Genomic DNA, 19,140 nt, shown 5'->3' with positions numbered 1-19,140 from the left:
AGGATATTTAATTAATGGAATTACAGAAATATTTAGATTATTTAGTTCAATGATTACAAGAACAAGTAAAATTAGCTAATGCTAAAGGATTAATTGTTGGTATATCTGGTGGCATTGATTCTGCCGTTACTATTGCTTTAATTAAAAAAGCAATGCCGGATAATCATTTAGCTGTTTTTATGCCTTGTTATTCATCAAGTAATGATGAAATTTTAGTAAAAAAATTGGTAGTGACATTAGATTTAAAATTACAAATTATTAATTTAGAGTCAGCTTATAACGAATTACAAAATAACTTTAATTGGCACGATGATTTATCACCATTACAACAAAAAGCATTAGCTAATTGTAAACCACGCTTACGAATGACTTCTTTATATGCCTTAGCACAAGCAAATGAATATTTAGTTGTAGGCACTAGTAACTTTGATGAATGATATACAGGTTATTTTACTAAATACGGTGATGGTGCTTGTGATATTTTACCATTAATTAATTTATTAAAAAGTCAAATAAATACGGCTGCTAAGTTATTAAATATTCCGCAAGAAATTATTAATCAGCCACCATCAGCAGGTTTATGAGCAGGGCAAACTGATGAAAAAGAGATGGGAATAACTTATGCTGAGTTAGATAACTTTTTAAACGGTCAAGAGAAATTGTTGAATAATAATATTGTTACTAAAATTAAGCTGATGCACAAAAATACTGAACATAAGCGGAAATTAGCAAGTATCCCTAAAAAATTTATTTTTAAAAATTAGTCAAATATTAGTAAATAAAAACAATATGTGCTCTACTGAAAAAAATGTAAATTAAAAAATATTGACTAAATTTGCATTTGGATGAGGTGAAATATATGAAATTAATGAATATGCAAAAGTTATTAAAGCTAGTGGCGACAATAACAATTATTAGTGGGCCATTATTACCAGCAATAGCTTGTAGTAATAATGCTAATGATAAGATTATTACCACAAATGGGATTAATGTTAGTACTTTAGATGTTAATAAATCAAAATTAATTGCTAAGTCGTTAATTTTGGCACGAACTAAACAATGAAATCCAAATGAGATTTTAAAAAGAGCGTTACAAAATAATTTTAATGATTTAAATGACTACTTTGTTGATGATGCAATTAAAAATTTAGTATTAACAAAAGAACATCATAATTTTTCAAAACCCGACTATCAAGTACCTAAAACTTTAGAAGTTGCTGGTATGAATATTTTCGATAAAATAAAAGCAGTTTTACAAGATTTTATTAAAAATAATGATGTTGAAATTAAGACCCCCCCTGTAAGGTAACACAGACATTTTAGACCAGTAAGAAATACATCTCTTAACAATAATTTTTTAAGGGAGGTATTTTAATTAAATAAAATTAAACTAACTTTATTAATTTATTAACTTGTTCGAACAAAAACTAAATTCTATTTAAAAAGTTGTGTTGTAAATATGAGAACACTTTTTAGGTGTGCCTAAAAATGCTTTTTGGTAATTTCGAGCATTTCTCGCACCTAGTTAGCTAACATAACTTAGTTAACATAAGAGAGTTAACATAGATTTATTTAGATAGTTAATTATGTTAGCTAACTAGGAAATTGTATATAAGGAAGGATAGATATTATTTTTTTACAAAAATCAAAAAATTATTGATATGAGGAGTTAATAAATAATGACTAACTTAAAAAATTTATTTTTGAATAAAAAATATATTGTTGCTGAAACAACAAATGCGATTTTACTATCAATTCCCAATAGTGGTGGTGGTTCTTGAGTTCCTCGCAAACTAGTATACCCATCAATTAAATATGCAAATCAGATGGTGATCGGTATTTTTACAGAAAATGATTATGAAGTTATTAAGTATGATACCAACGGTGCACAGAAAATTACAACCATTAAGGGGCAAGAAATTATTAATTTGTATGAAGAAGTTAAAATTAAAAATCGACAAAAATTTTTAGAAAATATTAAAAAATCTGAAGCTGATAAAGATATTAATTTTAATTATATTATTCCCAAATGACTAAAAGAAACTGATTTAAATTAGTTATTAAATCTTGAACAAGTACGAAATGGCTAAAAAATATTGTTATGTAATATATTCTTGCGAAACCAATGAGTTAGTCGGTGTTTATGATAGTGTTGCTGAAATTGTAGAACGCTATTATGGGCTTTCGCGTAATGATCCTAATTTTAAAAGAAAAGTACACTCATTAGAAACTGTAATTTATTACAAGAAAAAAGCCATTCGTCCGCAGAAATGAATTATTTATAAAGAAATTAATTGAGGAAGATTAATTAATGGAAAACAAACATTTTTATTGACTTAAAGCGTTACGCCAAAAATATTCTTATAAAGAATTAATTACAGCGTTAAAAGCAGTTAATTGTCAATTAAAAGAAAAAGCATTGCAATGTGAGTTTAAAAGAATAGAAAATTATTGTAAGCGAAAAACTAAAAAAAATTATGATTATCAAAATTGCTGTGTGCCCCAAGAAAAATGTACTCATTTTCTTTGCTGAGAACACATAAGGAGAAAAATATAATATGTCTAAATCTTTATTGAGGCGTGGTTCACCGCTTCCGATTACTCAACGAAAAAATGTTGTTGTCATAAGGTAAGTATTTATTTTATGAATTATATAATTGGAATTGACCCCGCAGGAATCGGTTCTACTGGTATTGTTCTTTGGAATTTTGAAAATTCATGCATTGAATTTAACGAAACAATAATTTCTGAAAGCGTTGAACAAGCAATTTTTAAAATTAAAAAATTATTTGATAATTTTAAAAGAATAGAAAATTTTAAGCCATTGTTTATTATTGAAAATTTTTTCTTAACTAAAGGTAGAACGATTACCAATCCTTTAGCAACCTCAGAACTTATTGGAACAATAAGCAGTCTTTTAAGGTTTAAATATCATTGGCACTTTCTTAGACAAGAGTCTTCTAAAAAGAAAGGATTTTTTTACAAAGGAAACTTAAAACTTACCAAACACGAGCACGATGCGTGAAAGCATATTCAATACTTTTTGGGTAATGAGGTAAAACAAAATGTTAAAAGCACTAAAAACTAAAAAAGAAAATGAAGTAATTGACTATGTTAATTTTGTAAATTTGACAGTTATTTTAAAAGATATTCCCAAAATCACAGAATTTAAGCAAAAAATAGCTATTAGTAGTGTTGTTGTTAAAGTTGTTAATGTTCAAGTTAGTTGGGCGGGTCTTAACTACACAACGCTCTCTATTATGAAGAAAAGTTGCAAAAAGAATTCTTAAAATTAAAAGAACATGATATTATTTTAATTGAGAGAAAATTACACAATCGTTATTATCCAAATAAGACCACCCACAAAACATTTTTTAGCATTGAGGTTAAAAAATTTAAAAAAATTTTTTTAATTTTGTTGAAAACTCTTGATATTTATTGAATATACTTAATTTTAGGTATATTTTAATATGATAGAGGTGGATAATAATTATGGAAAAAATAATTCAAGAACTAGTAAATACTTTAACAGATGATCAATTTTTAGAATTTTATGAAAAAGTCAAACAACAAGCAGAATTAATAAAAAAACAAAAACGTTTAAATGAAATTGATCAAAAATTTAGAGCGCAAGGTATTTAAATGCCCTAAATGTGAATCTTACCATTGCGTTAAAAATGGACATAATTCAGAAGGAAAACAAAAATATTTATGTAAAAATTGCCGTGCAAGTTTTGACGCTTTTCGTAATTATTTTATTTATTGAAGTCATTTAAATTATGAACAATGAAATTTATTGATTCAAATTTCATTGCTGGGGCAATCTAGTAAAACAATTTCTCGTTTTATTAAAACTACATTAAAAACTGCTTGATATAATCGTCAAAAATTAATGAAATCAAAACAATTAGAAAATACCCAATTAAAATTTAAAAAATTATCTGGTAAAATCCAAATCGATGAAACATTTATTAAAGAAATCCATAAAGGAAATTTCAAATATAAAACTGATCCACGAAGAATTCACCTTGACCCATCATTCGCAACTAATACTAAATGCTGTATTCAAATGGCAATTGATAATAATAACAATATTTATGTTAAATCCACAAACACCAAACGTTTACAAAAACAATGAGTTATTGAAAATATGAACAAAGAATTAATTAACGAAAATTCAATTATTACTTCTGATATGCAAAAATTATATTTTTTAGTAGCAAAACAAACAAATTCTACTTTATGTGTAACTAAAACAACAATTAATCCTGAAGCTAGTTTCGTAACTTAAATAAAATCAGTAAATTACAATCTAGTCTTAAAGAAGCCTTAATTCATTATCATGGTTTAGGTTTTACTAATATTCAAAATTATTTAAATCTCTGAAAATGAAAATACCAACATAAGGGTTTAACTCCAAACCAACAAACAGCGGTATTATATTTTAATGTATAAAAAAGTTAAAGTAAAAATAGTAATTTTATATAAAAGCCTTTTAAAATTATCAAATTATCACCAACATATCAAATTCAAAAAGGTTTAAATAAAGTGTTTGAGCCTGTAAGAGAAACCATTAAAGAGATAGAATTAAAGACTAAAACCAAAATTCAAGAATATACAAATTTTAAGAACATTATTTCAAGAGTGCAAAAGAAAATAATTACCGATGGTACTTTATTACCATTAATATCTGATGTCTTTTTTGCAGTCAAAGTTAAACCAACAGGAATACTAACAGATATTGCGATTACAATTTACTACCAAAATCCTGAATATCCACCAATAGGACCAATAATTACTACTCCCTTAAAATTACAACAATTAATAACTGCATCTAGTCCTTTTAAATTTTATATGTATGAAAGTGGTTGATCAATTGGTTGGGGTAAAATTAAAGGTATAATATATTAGACTTCTTGCAAAATTAATTTAAAATATAATTGAATTGTTGTTTTTAATAAAAAGGTGGAATTTAAATGAAATTTAAAAAAAATAATCAAATAAGTGATAAAAATTTTTTAAGATTAACTGGTATTAAACATACTACTTTTAATAAAATGCTAGAAATTTTAAAAATAGAAGAATTAAAAAAGAGATTTCGTCGCGGAAGAACCAATAAATTATCATTAGAAAATCGTATTTTAATGACTTTAGAATATTGAAGAGAATATAGAACTTATTTTCATATTGCAAAAAGTTATGATATTAGTGAAAGTAGTTGTTATAGAAATATCAAATGAATTGAAGACACTTTAATAAAACACCCTAATTTTCAACAACTTACTGGTCAAAAATCACTATTAAAAGATTATTTCAAAGATAAGACTGTTATAATTGATGTAACTGAAAGCCAAATCCAACGCCCAAAAAAAGACAAAAACAGCACTACTCAGGAAAAAAGAAAAAACACACAATAAAAACACAAGTTATAATTGAAAAAGATAGTAAAAAAATTATTAGTTCTGATTTTTCTTATGGTAAAAACCATGACTTTAAAATTTTAAAAGATTCAAAAATTAAATTTTTACCAGAAACAACTGTTTTAGTGGATTTAGGTTATCAAGGCATACAAAAAATTAATCATAATGTTTTAATTCCTAAAAGAAAATCAAAGAAAAACCCTTTAAATAAAGAAGAAAAGCAAAATAATGAGCGAATTTCAAAAATGAGAATTGTTATTGAAAATGTTTTTGCTATACTTAAAAAATTTAAAATTATTAGTGAAAAATATCGAAATCGTAGAAAAAGATTTGCTTTAAGATTTAATTTAATAGCTTCAATTTATAATTTACAACTATTAGTTTAAATATATTTGATAATTTAAAATTTCAGTCTTTTTTTATTGTAAATAATAATTTTTATTATGTTTTAATGACAAAATATTTGTAAAAATAATCTAAAAATTATTTTAATAACACTTTTATATTTATTTTAAATTTAAAAATTATAATTATCATATTAATTTTGCAAGAAGTCTATTGTCTTTAATGCCATTTTTACCAGCAAATGTTCAAGAATTTTACATCAATAGCATAAAGTTATATCGAGTTTTAACTCCGCTTTTAAAAATAACTTATGACCGTTATAAAGAAGGAAATTTATTTAAAGTTAAAGAAAATTTAAATCAAATTTTTAATAAAGACAACTATGTTAATTGAGCCGTTGATAGTGTTTTGAGTAAGGGAATTGTTGGAAAAAATGTTAAAAACCGCATTGTTAGACCACTTGTTAAAAACAAAAATATTAATTTGAAAATTAATGCTAAAAATATGATCCAAAAACAAATAACTAAAAAAATTACTACTATCAATAAAAAATTAAATCGGAAGTAATAAAAAATGCTCTTAAAAGAACTTTGACCAAATATAACCATTAATGGTTATCATACTATTAAACCACTTACTGGAACCTTAGATGCTATACCTTCTAAATATAAAGATTTAAATTTTACTAATTTTGATGATTGATTTAAAACTTTCGCTTTAAGAGCTCAAAATGATTGTAACATGTATCTTGACTTTATCTTTAACAAGTGAAAATTTACTACTTTTCCTGATGAAATTAAAGAAACCGTAATGGACATGATTTATATTTTGATTGAACATTGAGTGTTTAACAGAGTTCCAGTTGAATTTTTTGTTGATGCAACAAATAATTTGAATACTTCTAGTACAAGTTATATTGCCTCTACTCTAGCAAATAATACTCAAGATATGATTCCACAAAGAGTTAAAGCATTAGCTAATTTTACAGAATTAAAAAATTTCTTAATTTCTTATAATGATGAAAATACAGTTGATGCTAATATGATTGATTTAGGTTTGTATTACAGTAAATTTGTTGTTGATAAGTTATTAGAAAAAGAAAAAAATGAACGAATTGATGCTATTAATCAAGAATATGCCGAAAGGATTGAAGCTGATATTAAATTAAGCAAAGTCGTTCAAAATGAGAAGATAGATAGAGTTGTAGGGGATAGACTTAATGATAATTTTACTTTAAAAAAACAATTAAAATTTTTTCAAAGTCGCTGTCAGGATTACACATGCCCCCAAAATCCTAATCTTAGAGGTCCTGTAACTAATTTAGTTATTGAAGAATATGCAAGTTCTGATTATGAACATGAAACAGAAACTTTAACGGTGTCTTTCCCAAAGCAGATTGGTACTTTACCACCAAACGCTTTACAACCCAATCCTCAAGAGGGAGATTATACGCATGCTACAACTGCTGATTTTTCGGCAAAATTACAAAAACAAATTAATATATTAACAAATAATTTTAAATTATTGCAAAATTCTTTTTTTAATTTTAATAATACAAAATATGGTATTATGAAATCAATTAAGAGAAGCATTGTCTAATAACTGTGTGTGATTTACATCCTGTATATGTTCAGCATAAAACTTTGTATTAATATAATGTTTTTTCATATCCCGATATACTTTCATTTGTCTAATATTTTCACGATTACTCAGTTGATAATTAATTAAATTAGGTGTTACTAGTGATGTTCCTAACAAAGAAAAAACGATTAAATTTTTTCTCACTTAAACCAACTCCTTTTTATTTTATTATGCAATTAATTTAAATATTTAAATTAATCATTTATTTTTAAAGCTTCAATTGGATTGACGCGTTTTAAAATAAATCAACCAACAACAAATGTAATCGCATAAATTGTTAAAATAATCACTAAAACCGCAAAGATTAGTCCTCAATTAAAGTAAAATGGCATAACTCAGGTTGAATTCAATGCTAAATAATTAACTAACTGATTCATAATTACCCACGCCACAGGAAAACCAATAACAAAGGCAACAAACACAACGGGTAAATACATTCCTAATGTTAATCAATTAATTTTATAATCACTATAACCAATAACTTTCATTGTTGCAATTAACCGACTATTTTCGGTAATAATTATATTAGAAGTAATTAAAATTGTCACAAATGATATTAATAAAGAAATCGCCATAAAAGCCCATAATATTGAATCAGCAATCCCTTTAATTTCATCAAATACCGATTGATGTGTTGCAATCGGCATTGCAAAAGCAATTGCTCCTTGTCCTAATCCAATATACTTTTGAACTAAATCACCAGAAATCTCATCCTTAGTTACCATACCATTTAATGTTAACTGCGTAAAATCACCATACATTTGCGCCACACTAATACTATCAGTAATATCAGTAATATTTTTATTTAATGAAAATTTAGTATTAAACAAAGGAAACATCGCCTGCACAGCCTCATCATAAGTCATATTAGGAAATCTTTGCTTAAATTCTGGGCTTGTATCATTAACAAAGTGAGTAACTTCTTGAAATATATCTTTAATTTTCTGATAATGTTCTGAAAGCTCTCAACTTTTACCTTTTTCAATATAACCCAGCATCACATCAGCATCATATTTAGGTAAAAACATTTTAGGATCACCATAACCCTCTTGGATACCAATAACGCGCATTTTTTGATTTTGATTATCTTCAGTTTTAATATAAACATCACCACTAGTAATTTTCTGATACATTGCTGAAGGAACATCACCGATTGAAAAATACAATCCGATTTCTTCTGCAATATCATTATTTGTCACTTCTTGGAAACCAGTACTTAATGCTTTTAAATGTCATTTTTTCAGGTCAACAATTTTACTATCAGCCGTAGCAGTTTTAGAATATAATGATTGTTTATTAGGATTAATATCTAAAATGTCACCTTGATTAATTTGCAAATGTTTAGCAATAGTTTGATTAATAACTACAGGAACAATTTCCGCATTAAGCGAATGATTTTCATACATTGTTTCTAAAAGATTATTATTATCTTTATCTAACAAAAGATTCATTTTACTACTTCGTTCAATACCATAAGCTTTAAGCTTTAACATTTTTTTATTTTCATAGGTAATATTACCACGAGAAATTGTTTCAATATTAGGCTTAAAATAAGTTGCTAACTCATCTTCATCAGGATTATAGGGCGTCAATCCAAATTGAATATTAAAGGTTTTAGTAAGCCCTCCTCAATCATTAGCAATTGCTTTCAGTTTTATTATTACCTTATTTAAATACCGATTTCATTGTTCATCACTTTCACTTGGGCTAGCACTTTGACCATTATTAAGTCGCTTTTTAATTTCCTCATAAATTTTTAACACCACATCATAGCGGTTTTTATAATCAGCATCATTAGTAGCAGCAACATTCATTTCATCAATAAAGCCATTATTTTCTTGTAAAGTTAACGGATTACCATTAGTAAATTCTGCAGTAGGATTCATTAAATCTCCCGATTGCAAAATATCAATTGCTAAACTAACTTCAATTTTTCTTAAAGTTAATTCTAATGATGATAACTTACTACGAACAAAATAAGGCGACTTTTTTGTCGTACCAATAATGATACAATCAGTAATTGCATATTTTGCCTGCTCGGCTTCTGTTTTATCATTCCAACCATCAACCGCCAGCATGCAAGTAATATTTTTAAACGGTGTTAATGTCGCTGTTGGTTCTAACTTCGTTAAAATTGAATTAAGGTAAAAATTTAAATCAAAAAGACGATAATTTAAAGTTGAGAGTTTTACTAATTCTACCAATGTCGGACGATATCGTTTTACATTCGGCTTGATTTTCTCTTCAACCATTAATTTTGGTGAATAAAGATCACCATCAATCCCTTGTTGATTATTTTTAATTTCTGGATTATAAACACCATATGATGAAAGCATTGAATTTCAAATCGGAGTTTCATATTCAGTAATTGATTCATAATTAATTCCCTTATAAGTTGCAGTTCGCATATCTTGTAAAGCTTTTGGTCCCGTAATGGAAAATGTTAATAATAATGTTACTGAAACCATTGTAATCATTACTGTTAACATTTTCATAATTGATTTTGAAAAAACTGCTCAACGAAACCGCGTTGTAAATCGTTTGCCACGATTTAAATAATTAAATCATCTTGTTAAAATCGTTGCCCCCATATTTTCTTCGGGATGCAGTAATTTCAAAGGACTACCTTTAATATATCAAATTGAGGCCACAATTGTTATTAAACCTAATAAAAGAAAAGTTCCACCAATTGAAAATAATAATGATAGCCAATTAAAACTAAATTTCCCTAATGGAAGCGTAAAATATCAATTAAATACACTTATAATAGGAATTTGTAAAAAAATACCAACTAAATATCCAATAATTCCCCCAATAATAGCAGCAATTAATGGATATACTAAAAACCCTTGGGCAATACTAAACGAAGAATAACCTAAACTTTTTAAAACACCAATTTGCGTACGAGAATTTTGAACTCGTTTTTTTGTTACTAATGCAATCACAAATCCCGCAATGATAAGCACCATTAATAGCAAAGCAATTGCCATAATTTGATAAGCAACCAAAATTGTTTTTAGCGTATTAACACGACCACTAAAATCATATTCAGCATAATTAGCATCATTAGCCACAAATACAAAATTATTATTACCATCATTACTAAGAAAATAATCTTGTAATTGTCTTTGAATTAAGGAAATATTTTGTTCACTACCAGCACCTCACTGAGCAACAAAATATCCTTCACGATCAACTTCAGAAGTTAACGAAATTTTTTCAACACTTTTATTATATTGTCATTTAATACCTTTTTCAATTAATTGCGTATTATTAGGACTAAAAAGTCCTAATTGGTGAGGACGAACAAATGCCATCCCCTCACGCGCTTGATTAGGAATTGGCGTTGTTAAATCAAGTTGGGGAAACATATAATCAACAGAAGTTCCTAGTCCGATAATTTCTAAAGCATTATTATCAGGATTATTAACATCACACTGTTCTGACTGTAAACAAATAATATCACCAACACGATATTTATTTTCATTAGCAAATTCAGGTGATAACACCACTTCCTGCTCAGTTTCAATATTGCGACCTTCCGTAATAACCAATTTATCAATCGTATTTTGAATATCATAAGCAATAACTTTAAACAAACTTACATTATTATCAATAACACGAGAAACCATTCGTCCTTCACGATATGCAAACACAAAATTATTATTTGTTTCATTAGCAAGTCTGACTTTTTCCATTGCTCATTGCATATAAGCAGTTTTCTCAACTAATGCCTTTTGAATATTAACATCAGTTTCATCAGCTTCTTTTCCCGGAATCCGATTTTTATTTCTTAAATCAACAACAAAATGATGTAAATTAGATGCCGTAATAAAATTCTCATAAGAATTATTAATTCTTTGTGTTGTTGTATACATTAAAGTAAAAATAACTGCCGTTAACACTATTAAAAGAATTAGCCCAATCATTTGAATCTTATTTCTTAAAACTGATTTAAAAGCGTTTTTAAGAATGTAATAGTTTTTGAGTTTTCCAAGATTAAAACCTTGTCATTGCCTTTTTTTCACTATTAAACTCCTTTTAAATATGTTACCCTGCTTTTTTCGCATTATTTAAATTATACATTAAAAAATTCTATTCTTGCAATTCCTTAATTTTTTGCACAATACTTTGTTGATGAAGTTTAAAAACACCAACAAAATATGATACCAAATATACTACTAACTCAATAGCAATCCCTACTATAATATGTCACCACTGTCAATTAACCGGTAAACTAAATTCAGTTAATTTCGCAACAAAGATAAATAATTCTTTTAAAATAATAATACTTATCGGCACTCCAACTAAAAATGCAATAATAATCGTTGGAATATAGGCACTCATAATAATATTTGACACTTCATGAATTTTATAACCTAAAGTTTGAAAAACAATAATCATCTTCTTATTTTCAGTAATAACAATATTAGTAATCATTACTAAAATAACCACAGAAATTGTCGTTGCAAAAAATATTATAATTGCAATTATGATTGCAATTATATTGTTATATTTCAAAGCAATTTGCTTAACAGCACTCATATCCAATAATGAATTTAACAATGGTTTTAAACCTTGCAAATTATTATTACCATCAGTTCTTAAAGTTATTCAATCTTGAACCTCTAAACTATCTTGTTGTGAATATTTAGCATTATAAGAATTATTATCCAAACCAAAGACAAAACGCATCGCATCAAGTGGTGCATATGCATAAAAATTTTGATAAAAATCAGCAATCCCAACAATTTTAAAATTTACTTTTTGGATAGTATCATTATATTTAAACTCAATTACAAAATAATCAGCAACGGTTAAATCATGCAAAGTTGCCATTACTGAATTAATTACTAATGGTATTGGTTCATTAATATCTTTAACTTCATTTCAATTGGCTAATTTTTGTTCTAATAATGGATACAAATTATTTTCATTCTCATCTTCTAATTTTAAAAACGCTTTGTGATGTTCAAAATCAACACTATGAATCATCAAACTTCCTAATGCTTTATTGTTACTAACAGCTTCACCAAGAAGCAACAAATATGGTAACTCATTATCTTCTTGATAAGGAACAAAATCAAAACCAATATTTGTTGTAATTACTTTTCTAATATTACCCTCATTATCAGTTTTAGTTGTTTTTGAAAGATCCGCTAATTCCCGTAAAATAAATCAATTTTTAATAACCATTTGTGTTTGCTGAACGGTAACACTTTCTTTAAAAGAAAATAAGTTATTAATTGCCATTGTTAATTTATCATATATTGCTTCTTGTTCACTAACAGGACTATTTTCAATTTTACTAATAAACCCATTTAATTGACTATATATTAAATCTAATAACGGAGCAGGAAGATAATAATCCTTAAAAATTGTTTCTAATTGTAATTTATTATCACCATATAACATTAATAAGTCAAACAAACCAAGTTTTGTTTTTTTAATGTTAATTTCTTCTACTTTAACAAAAGGATACTTAAAAGATTTTTTATCATTTTGCAGTAAAAAACTACTATCATAAAAATAATTATAATGATAATTTATCGGCGAAAAAGACTTATTAATTGAATCATTAACAACTGTTGAAGTTACAAAAACAAACATTAACAGAATTGTTGTTGAAATCATTGCAATAATAACAACAACAACCCGACTAAATGATTTAATAACTAATGAAAATGAAACTTTAAATTTAAACGGTGCAAATGAACCTAATCTTAAAAAAAACAACTTAATACCATTTATTTGTGGTGAAATATTAGGAGTTAATAATACTAACGGTGGTTTTTTTAAAAATACATTCGCAAAAATATAAGTAATCATTAGTAAAAAAAGTAACGGTCCTAACGAAACAATTAAGAAAATTACTCAATCAAAAGTAATATAAGATAATGGTAACTGAATATGATTAATATACACCATTGATAACAAATATTGCACAAATAAACTAGCTCCATAACCTAAAAACGACCCCACAATACTTGAAAAACTAATTACTCCTAAAAAACTAAAACTAATTTTTCAATCACGATATCCTATTGCTTTTAACAATCCAATATGGATTTTTTCATCATTAATATCTTTTTTAACAAGAAAAATAATAATTACAAAAACAATTAATAAAATTAAAAATAAAAATGTTGTTGAAATTACACCATTCGTTCGTGACTGAATAAATAATGGTTTTACCGTATCATTTGTTTCTAAACTAGCAATTGCTTTATAATTAATTTTTGTCCCTATTAATTCATTAAATTGCTTTTCTAACTGCAAATATTCATTCTTCCTAATATTATTCCACTCATAACCAGAATTAAACTGTCCATAATAATGCTCTTGAATTAATGACTTATTAATAGCTAATTGTCGAAATTTAAATGGTTGCATATAAACAAATGTTTGCGTAGCAAACTCAGGAATTGTTATCGTACTTTTCATAATTCCAATCGGAACAACATAATCAGGCGTCATCCCATAACCAACAATTCGTAATCCTGTAACTGCTAAATTATTAACATCACCAACACCTGGCAAATAAAATTGCGGATTATTAATATTTTTTCCATCATAAATTTTCAAATTATTTGCCACAGCAAACTGCTTAAAAATAATAACTTCATTACTAGCAATTGGTTTTCGCCCCTCAGTAATAATTACTTTATTCATATCTTTGCGATTACGATTATTTTCAATTAAATGCTGATAATAATCAGCTAACACTAAAGTATAATTTAAATCTTTATTACGATAATTAGTAGTTTTAGCGTATAAGCTCCGCACTCCTAAGCGATAAGAAAATCTTTCCTGAAAATGTTCAGTAATTAAAAATGAAATCATTGCTACATCATTACTAGCAAAATTCTTATTAACATTATTTTTTTTATATTCCATAAATTGTTCAGAAAATTTATTAATTGTTGCTTCACGATTTTGCAAAGTCATTTGATTAAGCGGATAAAAAGAAAAATGGTGTGAATTACCTTTATCTAGCAAAATACTAAAACTTCTTAACAACTCACGATTAGATTGATTAATACCAGAAAAAACAGTTACTGATAAAAATATCAACACAATTAGTCCAAAAAACTGCACTCATTTTTTATTAATTGATCGTAATCCGTTAATAAAGAGAAGCAACATTGTTTTTTTTCACTCCTTGAATTAGTAACTGTTTTATTAATACAATTTTATTAAGCTCATTTTATATCTTTAGGTTTTTTAGGGCCTTTATTAACTTTTAATTCATCAATAATACCATTTCTCACATGAATAACAATATCTGCTAACTGAGCAATATTAGGATTATGAGTAACAGTAACAATCGTTGTTTTTTCTTTTTTATTAATATCTAACAAAATTTCTAAAACTTTTCGTCCCATTTCTTCATCCAAAGCCCCTGTTGGTTCATCACAAAACAAAATTGAAGGATTTTTAGCAATTGCTCTCGCAATTGAAACTCTTTGCTGTTGACCCCCAGATAATTGCGAAGGCTTTTTATCCATTTCTGCTGACATACCAATTGATACAAAAATTTCTTCCAATGTCATTACCCGCTTTTTATTTTTAGCTAAGTTTTCCCCAACTTCAGCATTTTCTTTAGCACTTAAAGTATCTAATAAATTATAATTTTGAAAAACAAACCCAACATAATTACAACGAAAATCAGTTAAATGACGATTTTTTAATAATGTTAAGTTATGACCATCAACAAAAACATCACCAGTTGAAGCTTTATCTAAACCAGAAATAATATTTAATAATGTTGTTTTCCCACTACCACTAGGTCCTAAGATAACAACAAATTCACCACGACTAATTTTTAAATCAATCCCTTTTAAAACTTTATATTCAATTTCTCCCATTACATAAGATTTTTCTACATTATGCAATTCAATAATAAATTTCTTTAAATCCGGTTTATAACCTAAGGTAGAAATAATTTCACCTTTTAAAATTCTTTTGGAACAAGCTTTAGTCATCTTCTTTTGTAACTTTAAATTTTCTTTAATCGTTGTTAAAAGTGCTTTATTATTTTCTAATGAAATAATACTCTTATCATTTTCCGTTTTTTTTGAAGATCGCTTTTTTGCCATTACACTTACTCCCAACTTTTTCTAATTATACCACTGAATTATTATTTATCTTCTTTATCTTTATCATGGTCGCGTTTAGTTTTCTTAGGTATTTTTGAAAAAAGAAAAAATAATCATTTACTATAAATTATTTTAATATGCAAATTAAGTATATATTTCTTATGTATGATTTTTGTTGTAAAAAATTATTTTACTTAGTTTTTATAACCTTTTATTAAGATTATGTTTGTTAATAGTAAATATTTTGTTTTATTACTTATTTTTCAAATAAAACGATAATTAAATTGTAGTTACTTTTCTTTCAAAATTAATCAAATATTTTCCCGCCTAACAAAACTTTACGCGCCCTATTATCAGTTTTAAGTATCTGATGATAAAATATCAGAATTTCTCCCTTTAGGTTTTGCTTCAATAACATCACCACGAAGTTCTTTTTCACGAAATTCTTCTTGAGTTTTTTTAGCAGCTACCACATCTGGTGGTAACTTTTCATTTTCATCAATATATTCAATTTGTTCAGCAGTAATTGTTTCTAAAACTCTTAACGATTCAGCAATTAAATCTAAAATATTACGATGCTCCTTAATTACTTTTTTTGCTTCCAGATAACATTCATCCAAAAATTTATTAATTTCAGCATCAATTTTTTGCGCAATATCATCAGAAAATTTATTAGCACTATTAACACCCATATACTCATCTTTCACACTTTCAAATTGTCGCATTCCCAAATCAGACATTCCAAACTCAACAACCATTCGGCGGGCAATATTAGTTGCCTTTTCTAAATCATCATGCGCTCCTGTAGTAATTTTTTCAGCACCAAAAATTAATTCCTCTGATGCTCTTCCACCTAAATAACCCGTAATCGTTGCCAAAAGATTATCGCGGGAATGTAAAAAACTTTCTTCTTTTGGTGTCATAATCGTATAACCACCCGCATTTCCACGAGGAATAATTGTTACTTTTTGAACTTTAGATGCATGTCTTAATTTTAACCCAATTAAAGCATGTCCCGCCTCATGATAAGAAACCACTTGCTTATCATTTTCCGTAATTGTTCTGGAAGTTTTAGCAGGTCCACCAACAACACGGTCAATAGCCTCATCAATATCAGCTAAATCAATAACAGTTTTTCGCTTTCGCACCGCTAATAATGTCGCTTCATTAAGCACATTTTCCAATTGGGCACCACTAAATCCTGGGGTTCGGTCAGCAATCCGATTAAAAGCAATTTTAGGTGATAAATTCTTATTACGAGCATGGAGTCGCAAAATTGCTTCCCGTTCACGAATATCTGGCAATGATAGTTGAATCGTACGATCAAACCTCCCTGGTCTTAAAAGGGCTGGATCTAAAACATCAACACGATTAGTTGCTGCAATGATAATAACACCAGCATTCGTCTCAAAACCATCCATTTCCACTAATAATTGGTTTAAAGTTTGTTCACCAGCTCCTGATCCCATTGACAATGAGCGTTTTCTTCCCACAGCATCAATTTCATCAATAAAAATAATACATGGCGAACTTTTTTTCGCATTATTAAATAATTCTCTAACCCGTGATGCACCCACACCAACAAACATCTCTTCAAATTCCGAACCAGAAATTGAAAAGAAAGGAACATTAGCTTCACCAGCTACTGCTTTTGCTAACAAGGTTTTTCCTGTCCCCGGAGGACCTTCTAACAAAACCCCTTTGGGTGTTCTTGCCCCCATTTGTGCATATCTTGTCGGATTTTTTAAATAATCAACAATTTCCACTAATTCTTGCTTTTCTTCATTTATTCCCGCCACATCAGTAAATCTAACTTTTGATTCTGTTTGGCGCGCTTTATTTTTCCCCATTGAAAACGGATTCATTCCGCCGCCACCGCCAGGAGAACGCATCATTCTTAAAGTAAGAAATATTGTTGCTCCAATTAATAATAAGAAAGGTAACATTCGCAATAATTCAGTTCAAAGACGTGCTTCATTAGGATTATATACCGTTGGTAATTTACCTTTAAAAATACTGCTTACTTCTTCACCGTTAAGCAAGGCATTAACTGTTTTTCACATTGAATCAACTAAAACCATTTGAAATTGATAGCGTTGCCCATTGCCTAACTTAAAAGTTCCAAATAATGTATAATTTCCTAATGATTGACCCATTTTTCAACTAACAGCAGTAATATTTTGGTCTTTAATTTTACCTTCGTTAAGTCAAATTTTAAGGTCATTAAAATCAGGATACTCATAACCACCTTTTAAAAAGTATCATATTAGAATCCCTAATAATAATGCGAACAGTAAAGTAATAAAAATAAAACCTAAATTTCTTTTACGATTTTGCACAATCTTTTCCTCTCTTCATAGTTACTAACTTATTTTAACATAAATCAATTACTTTTGTTTTCCAAATGATTAGCATCAACAGCCAACATTGGAATCGCAATTAATTGTTGATGACAATTATATATTACTGGTCAATTAATTCTTTGCTGAAAACTAATTCTATTGTTAATAAATAACCGATTAATTTTTTGGGTACCATTCTTAGTTTTAATTTTTTCATTAGACGCATTACACTTAACATAAATCGGAAACTCATCATTAGCAACAAAAAATCCCATTCCTTTAATATTACCATTATTTTTTAATTTTAATACTAAATAACGACTTTTAAAATTTTTTAAGTTAGTAATTGTATAACAATAATTATCCTTAATAATTGGTTTACTTAAATATATAAATTCATATTCTTTAATAAAAATTCATTGATCATTTAATTTAATATGAATATTTGGCTTATTACTTTTAAGGACACTATTTAAAATTTTTTTTAAATAATTTTTAGTTATTAATTCATCATCAATTGTTAATAAATATTGATAAATTAACTTTTGTTGTCATTTTTCTTCCAATAATAAAAACGACTTGTAATTAATTTTATCACCAATTGTCATTAACACTAATAATTTTCTTATTTTTTGTTGTTCTTCCTTTAAAAGAATATTTTTCGCATTAATTTCTTGTAATAAATTATTAATTTCAAGTTTTGAAAAACAAGCAATTTTTTTCCGAATAACATTGCGCACATAAATATCCAATTCATTAGTAGCATCAACTTGAAAATTTAATTGGTTTTTTTCTAAATAATCAAGAATCATTTGTTTTTTTACTGCTAACATTGGACGAAAAACTGTTAAATTTTTAATTTTTCGCTTAAAAGGTAAACCATAATAGGAAACTAAACTTTTTCTTTGTTTTTGCAATAAATAAGTTTCTAATAAGTCATTAAATTGATGAGCAATAACAAGATTAAAAATCTTTTGTTTTTTTGCTATTTTCATAAAAAAATCATAACGAATTTTTCGAGCTTGATTTTGAAAATTTTCTTTCCGATATTGTTCCGGTTTTACTCGTAAAACCGCATATTCAATATTATTTTTTAAACAATAATTAACAACAATTAATTCATCTTGCCCACTATTAGTTCTTTTTTGATAATTAATATGAACAACAAAAATTTTAAATCCTGCTTGATACAAATTATCTAGCAAAAACATACTATCAGTCCCGCCAGAAATTCCTAATAAATATTTTTCTTGAATATCAAGACTTTCATAAAATTTTTTCATAGTAACTCCA

General features: G+C 26.9%; 19 protein-coding genes. 14 read left to right on the top strand and 5 right to left on the bottom strand.

Features of this window, described 5'->3' with window-relative positions:
• The first annotated feature begins 14 nt into the window (after positions 1-14).
• From nadE to AAHM82_RS12205, 14 genes are all read left to right on the top strand, one after another.
• Positions 15-764 carry an NAD(+) synthase gene (nadE, locus tag AAHM82_RS12265; protein WP_342264129.1) on the top strand — a complete coding sequence of 250 codons (750 nt, stop codon included), beginning with the start codon at positions 15-17 and terminating at the stop codon, positions 762-764.
• Positions 765-895: 131 nt separating this feature from the next.
• On the top strand, positions 896-1,309 hold the full coding sequence (locus tag AAHM82_RS12260) for a hypothetical protein (protein WP_342264128.1): 414 nt from the start codon (positions 896-898) through the stop codon (positions 1,307-1,309).
• Between the two features lie 370 nt (positions 1,310-1,679).
• Positions 1,680-2,057 carry a hypothetical protein gene (locus AAHM82_RS12255; protein WP_342264127.1) on the top strand — a complete coding sequence of 126 codons (378 nt, stop codon included), beginning with the start codon at positions 1,680-1,682 and terminating at the stop codon, positions 2,055-2,057.
• 25 nt (positions 2,058-2,082) lie between these two features.
• Positions 2,083-2,340, top strand: coding sequence for a hypothetical protein (locus AAHM82_RS12250; RefSeq protein WP_342264126.1), 258 nt, complete (start codon positions 2,083-2,085; stop codon positions 2,338-2,340).
• Complete coding sequence (locus AAHM82_RS12245) at positions 2,312-2,557, top strand: hypothetical protein (RefSeq protein ID WP_342264125.1); 246 nt, start codon at positions 2,312-2,314, stop codon at positions 2,555-2,557. The genes AAHM82_RS12250 and AAHM82_RS12245 overlap by 29 nt, the downstream gene beginning before the upstream one ends.
• Positions 2,558-2,644: 87 nt before the next feature.
• Entirely contained in the window at positions 2,645-3,088 is a 444-nt protein-coding gene (locus AAHM82_RS12240; protein WP_342264124.1) for a hypothetical protein, read from the top strand.
• Positions 3,066-3,290 carry a hypothetical protein gene (locus AAHM82_RS12235; protein ID WP_342264123.1) on the top strand — a complete coding sequence of 75 codons (225 nt, stop codon included), beginning with the start codon at positions 3,066-3,068 and terminating at the stop codon, positions 3,288-3,290. Before AAHM82_RS12240 ends, AAHM82_RS12235 begins: the two co-directional genes overlap by 23 nt.
• A gap of 202 nt (positions 3,291-3,492) precedes the next feature.
• Positions 3,493-3,642, top strand: a complete 150-nt coding sequence (locus AAHM82_RS12230) for a hypothetical protein (protein ID WP_215826808.1) — start codon at positions 3,493-3,495, stop codon at positions 3,640-3,642.
• On the top strand, positions 3,605-4,291 hold the full coding sequence (locus tag AAHM82_RS12225) for an IS1/IS1595 family N-terminal zinc-binding domain-containing protein (RefSeq protein ID WP_342264122.1): 687 nt from the start codon (positions 3,605-3,607) through the stop codon (positions 4,289-4,291). Before AAHM82_RS12230 ends, AAHM82_RS12225 begins: the two co-directional genes overlap by 38 nt.
• 257 nt (positions 4,292-4,548) lie before the next feature.
• The gene (locus tag AAHM82_RS12220) at positions 4,549-4,911 is read left to right on the top strand and encodes a hypothetical protein (protein WP_342264121.1); all 363 of its coding nucleotides are present in this window, start codon (positions 4,549-4,551) and stop codon (positions 4,909-4,911) included.
• A 65-nt stretch (positions 4,912-4,976) separates the two neighbouring features.
• On the top strand, positions 4,977-5,417 hold the full coding sequence (locus AAHM82_RS14990) for a transposase family protein (protein WP_342263396.1): 441 nt from the start codon (positions 4,977-4,979) through the stop codon (positions 5,415-5,417).
• A complete protein-coding gene (locus AAHM82_RS14985) occupies positions 5,414-5,806 on the top strand; it encodes a transposase family protein (RefSeq protein ID WP_342264845.1) in 393 nt (130 codons plus the stop codon). The genes AAHM82_RS14990 and AAHM82_RS14985 overlap by 4 nt, the downstream gene beginning before the upstream one ends.
• A 181-nt stretch (positions 5,807-5,987) precedes the next feature.
• Complete coding sequence (locus tag AAHM82_RS12210; RefSeq protein WP_342264120.1) at positions 5,988-6,332, top strand: hypothetical protein; 345 nt, start codon at positions 5,988-5,990, stop codon at positions 6,330-6,332.
• 6 nt (positions 6,333-6,338) lie between these two features.
• Positions 6,339-7,364: a hypothetical protein gene (locus tag AAHM82_RS12205; protein WP_342264119.1), complete on the top strand. Its 1,026-nt coding sequence runs from the start codon at positions 6,339-6,341 to the stop codon at positions 7,362-7,364.
• 236 nt (positions 7,365-7,600) lie between these two features.
• On the opposite strand, the gene AAHM82_RS12200 is transcribed toward AAHM82_RS12205, so the two are convergent.
• The 5 genes from AAHM82_RS12200 to tilS form a co-directional block, all read right to left on the bottom strand.
• Positions 7,601-11,434 (bottom strand): ABC transporter permease, encoded by a 3,834-nt coding sequence (locus AAHM82_RS12200; RefSeq protein WP_342264118.1) that lies wholly within the window; start codon positions 11,432-11,434, stop codon positions 7,601-7,603.
• Between the two features lie 67 nt (positions 11,435-11,501).
• Positions 11,502-14,552, bottom strand: coding sequence for an ABC transporter permease (locus AAHM82_RS12195; RefSeq protein WP_342264117.1), 3,051 nt, complete (start codon positions 14,550-14,552; stop codon positions 11,502-11,504).
• 50 nt (positions 14,553-14,602) lie between these two features.
• Positions 14,603-15,505 (bottom strand): ABC transporter ATP-binding protein, encoded by a 903-nt coding sequence (locus tag AAHM82_RS12190; protein WP_342264116.1) that lies wholly within the window; start codon positions 15,503-15,505, stop codon positions 14,603-14,605.
• Positions 15,506-15,864: 359 nt separating this feature from the next.
• A complete protein-coding gene (ftsH, locus tag AAHM82_RS12185; protein ID WP_342264115.1) occupies positions 15,865-17,844 on the bottom strand; it encodes an ATP-dependent zinc metalloprotease FtsH in 1,980 nt (659 codons plus the stop codon).
• Positions 17,845-17,873: 29 nt separating this feature from the next.
• Positions 17,874-19,130, bottom strand: a complete 1,257-nt coding sequence (gene tilS / locus AAHM82_RS12180) for a tRNA lysidine(34) synthetase TilS (protein ID WP_342264114.1) — start codon at positions 19,128-19,130, stop codon at positions 17,874-17,876.
• Positions 19,131-19,140 lie beyond the last annotated feature (10 nt).

It is taken from the genome of Spiroplasma endosymbiont of Clivina fossor (genome assembly GCF_964031115.1).
In the GTDB taxonomy this organism is placed as follows: domain Bacteria; phylum Bacillota_I; class Bacilli_A; order Mycoplasmatales; family Nriv7; genus Nriv7.
Note: the sequence above shows the minus strand (reverse complement) of the source record. Positions and strands in the feature narration are given on the sequence as shown.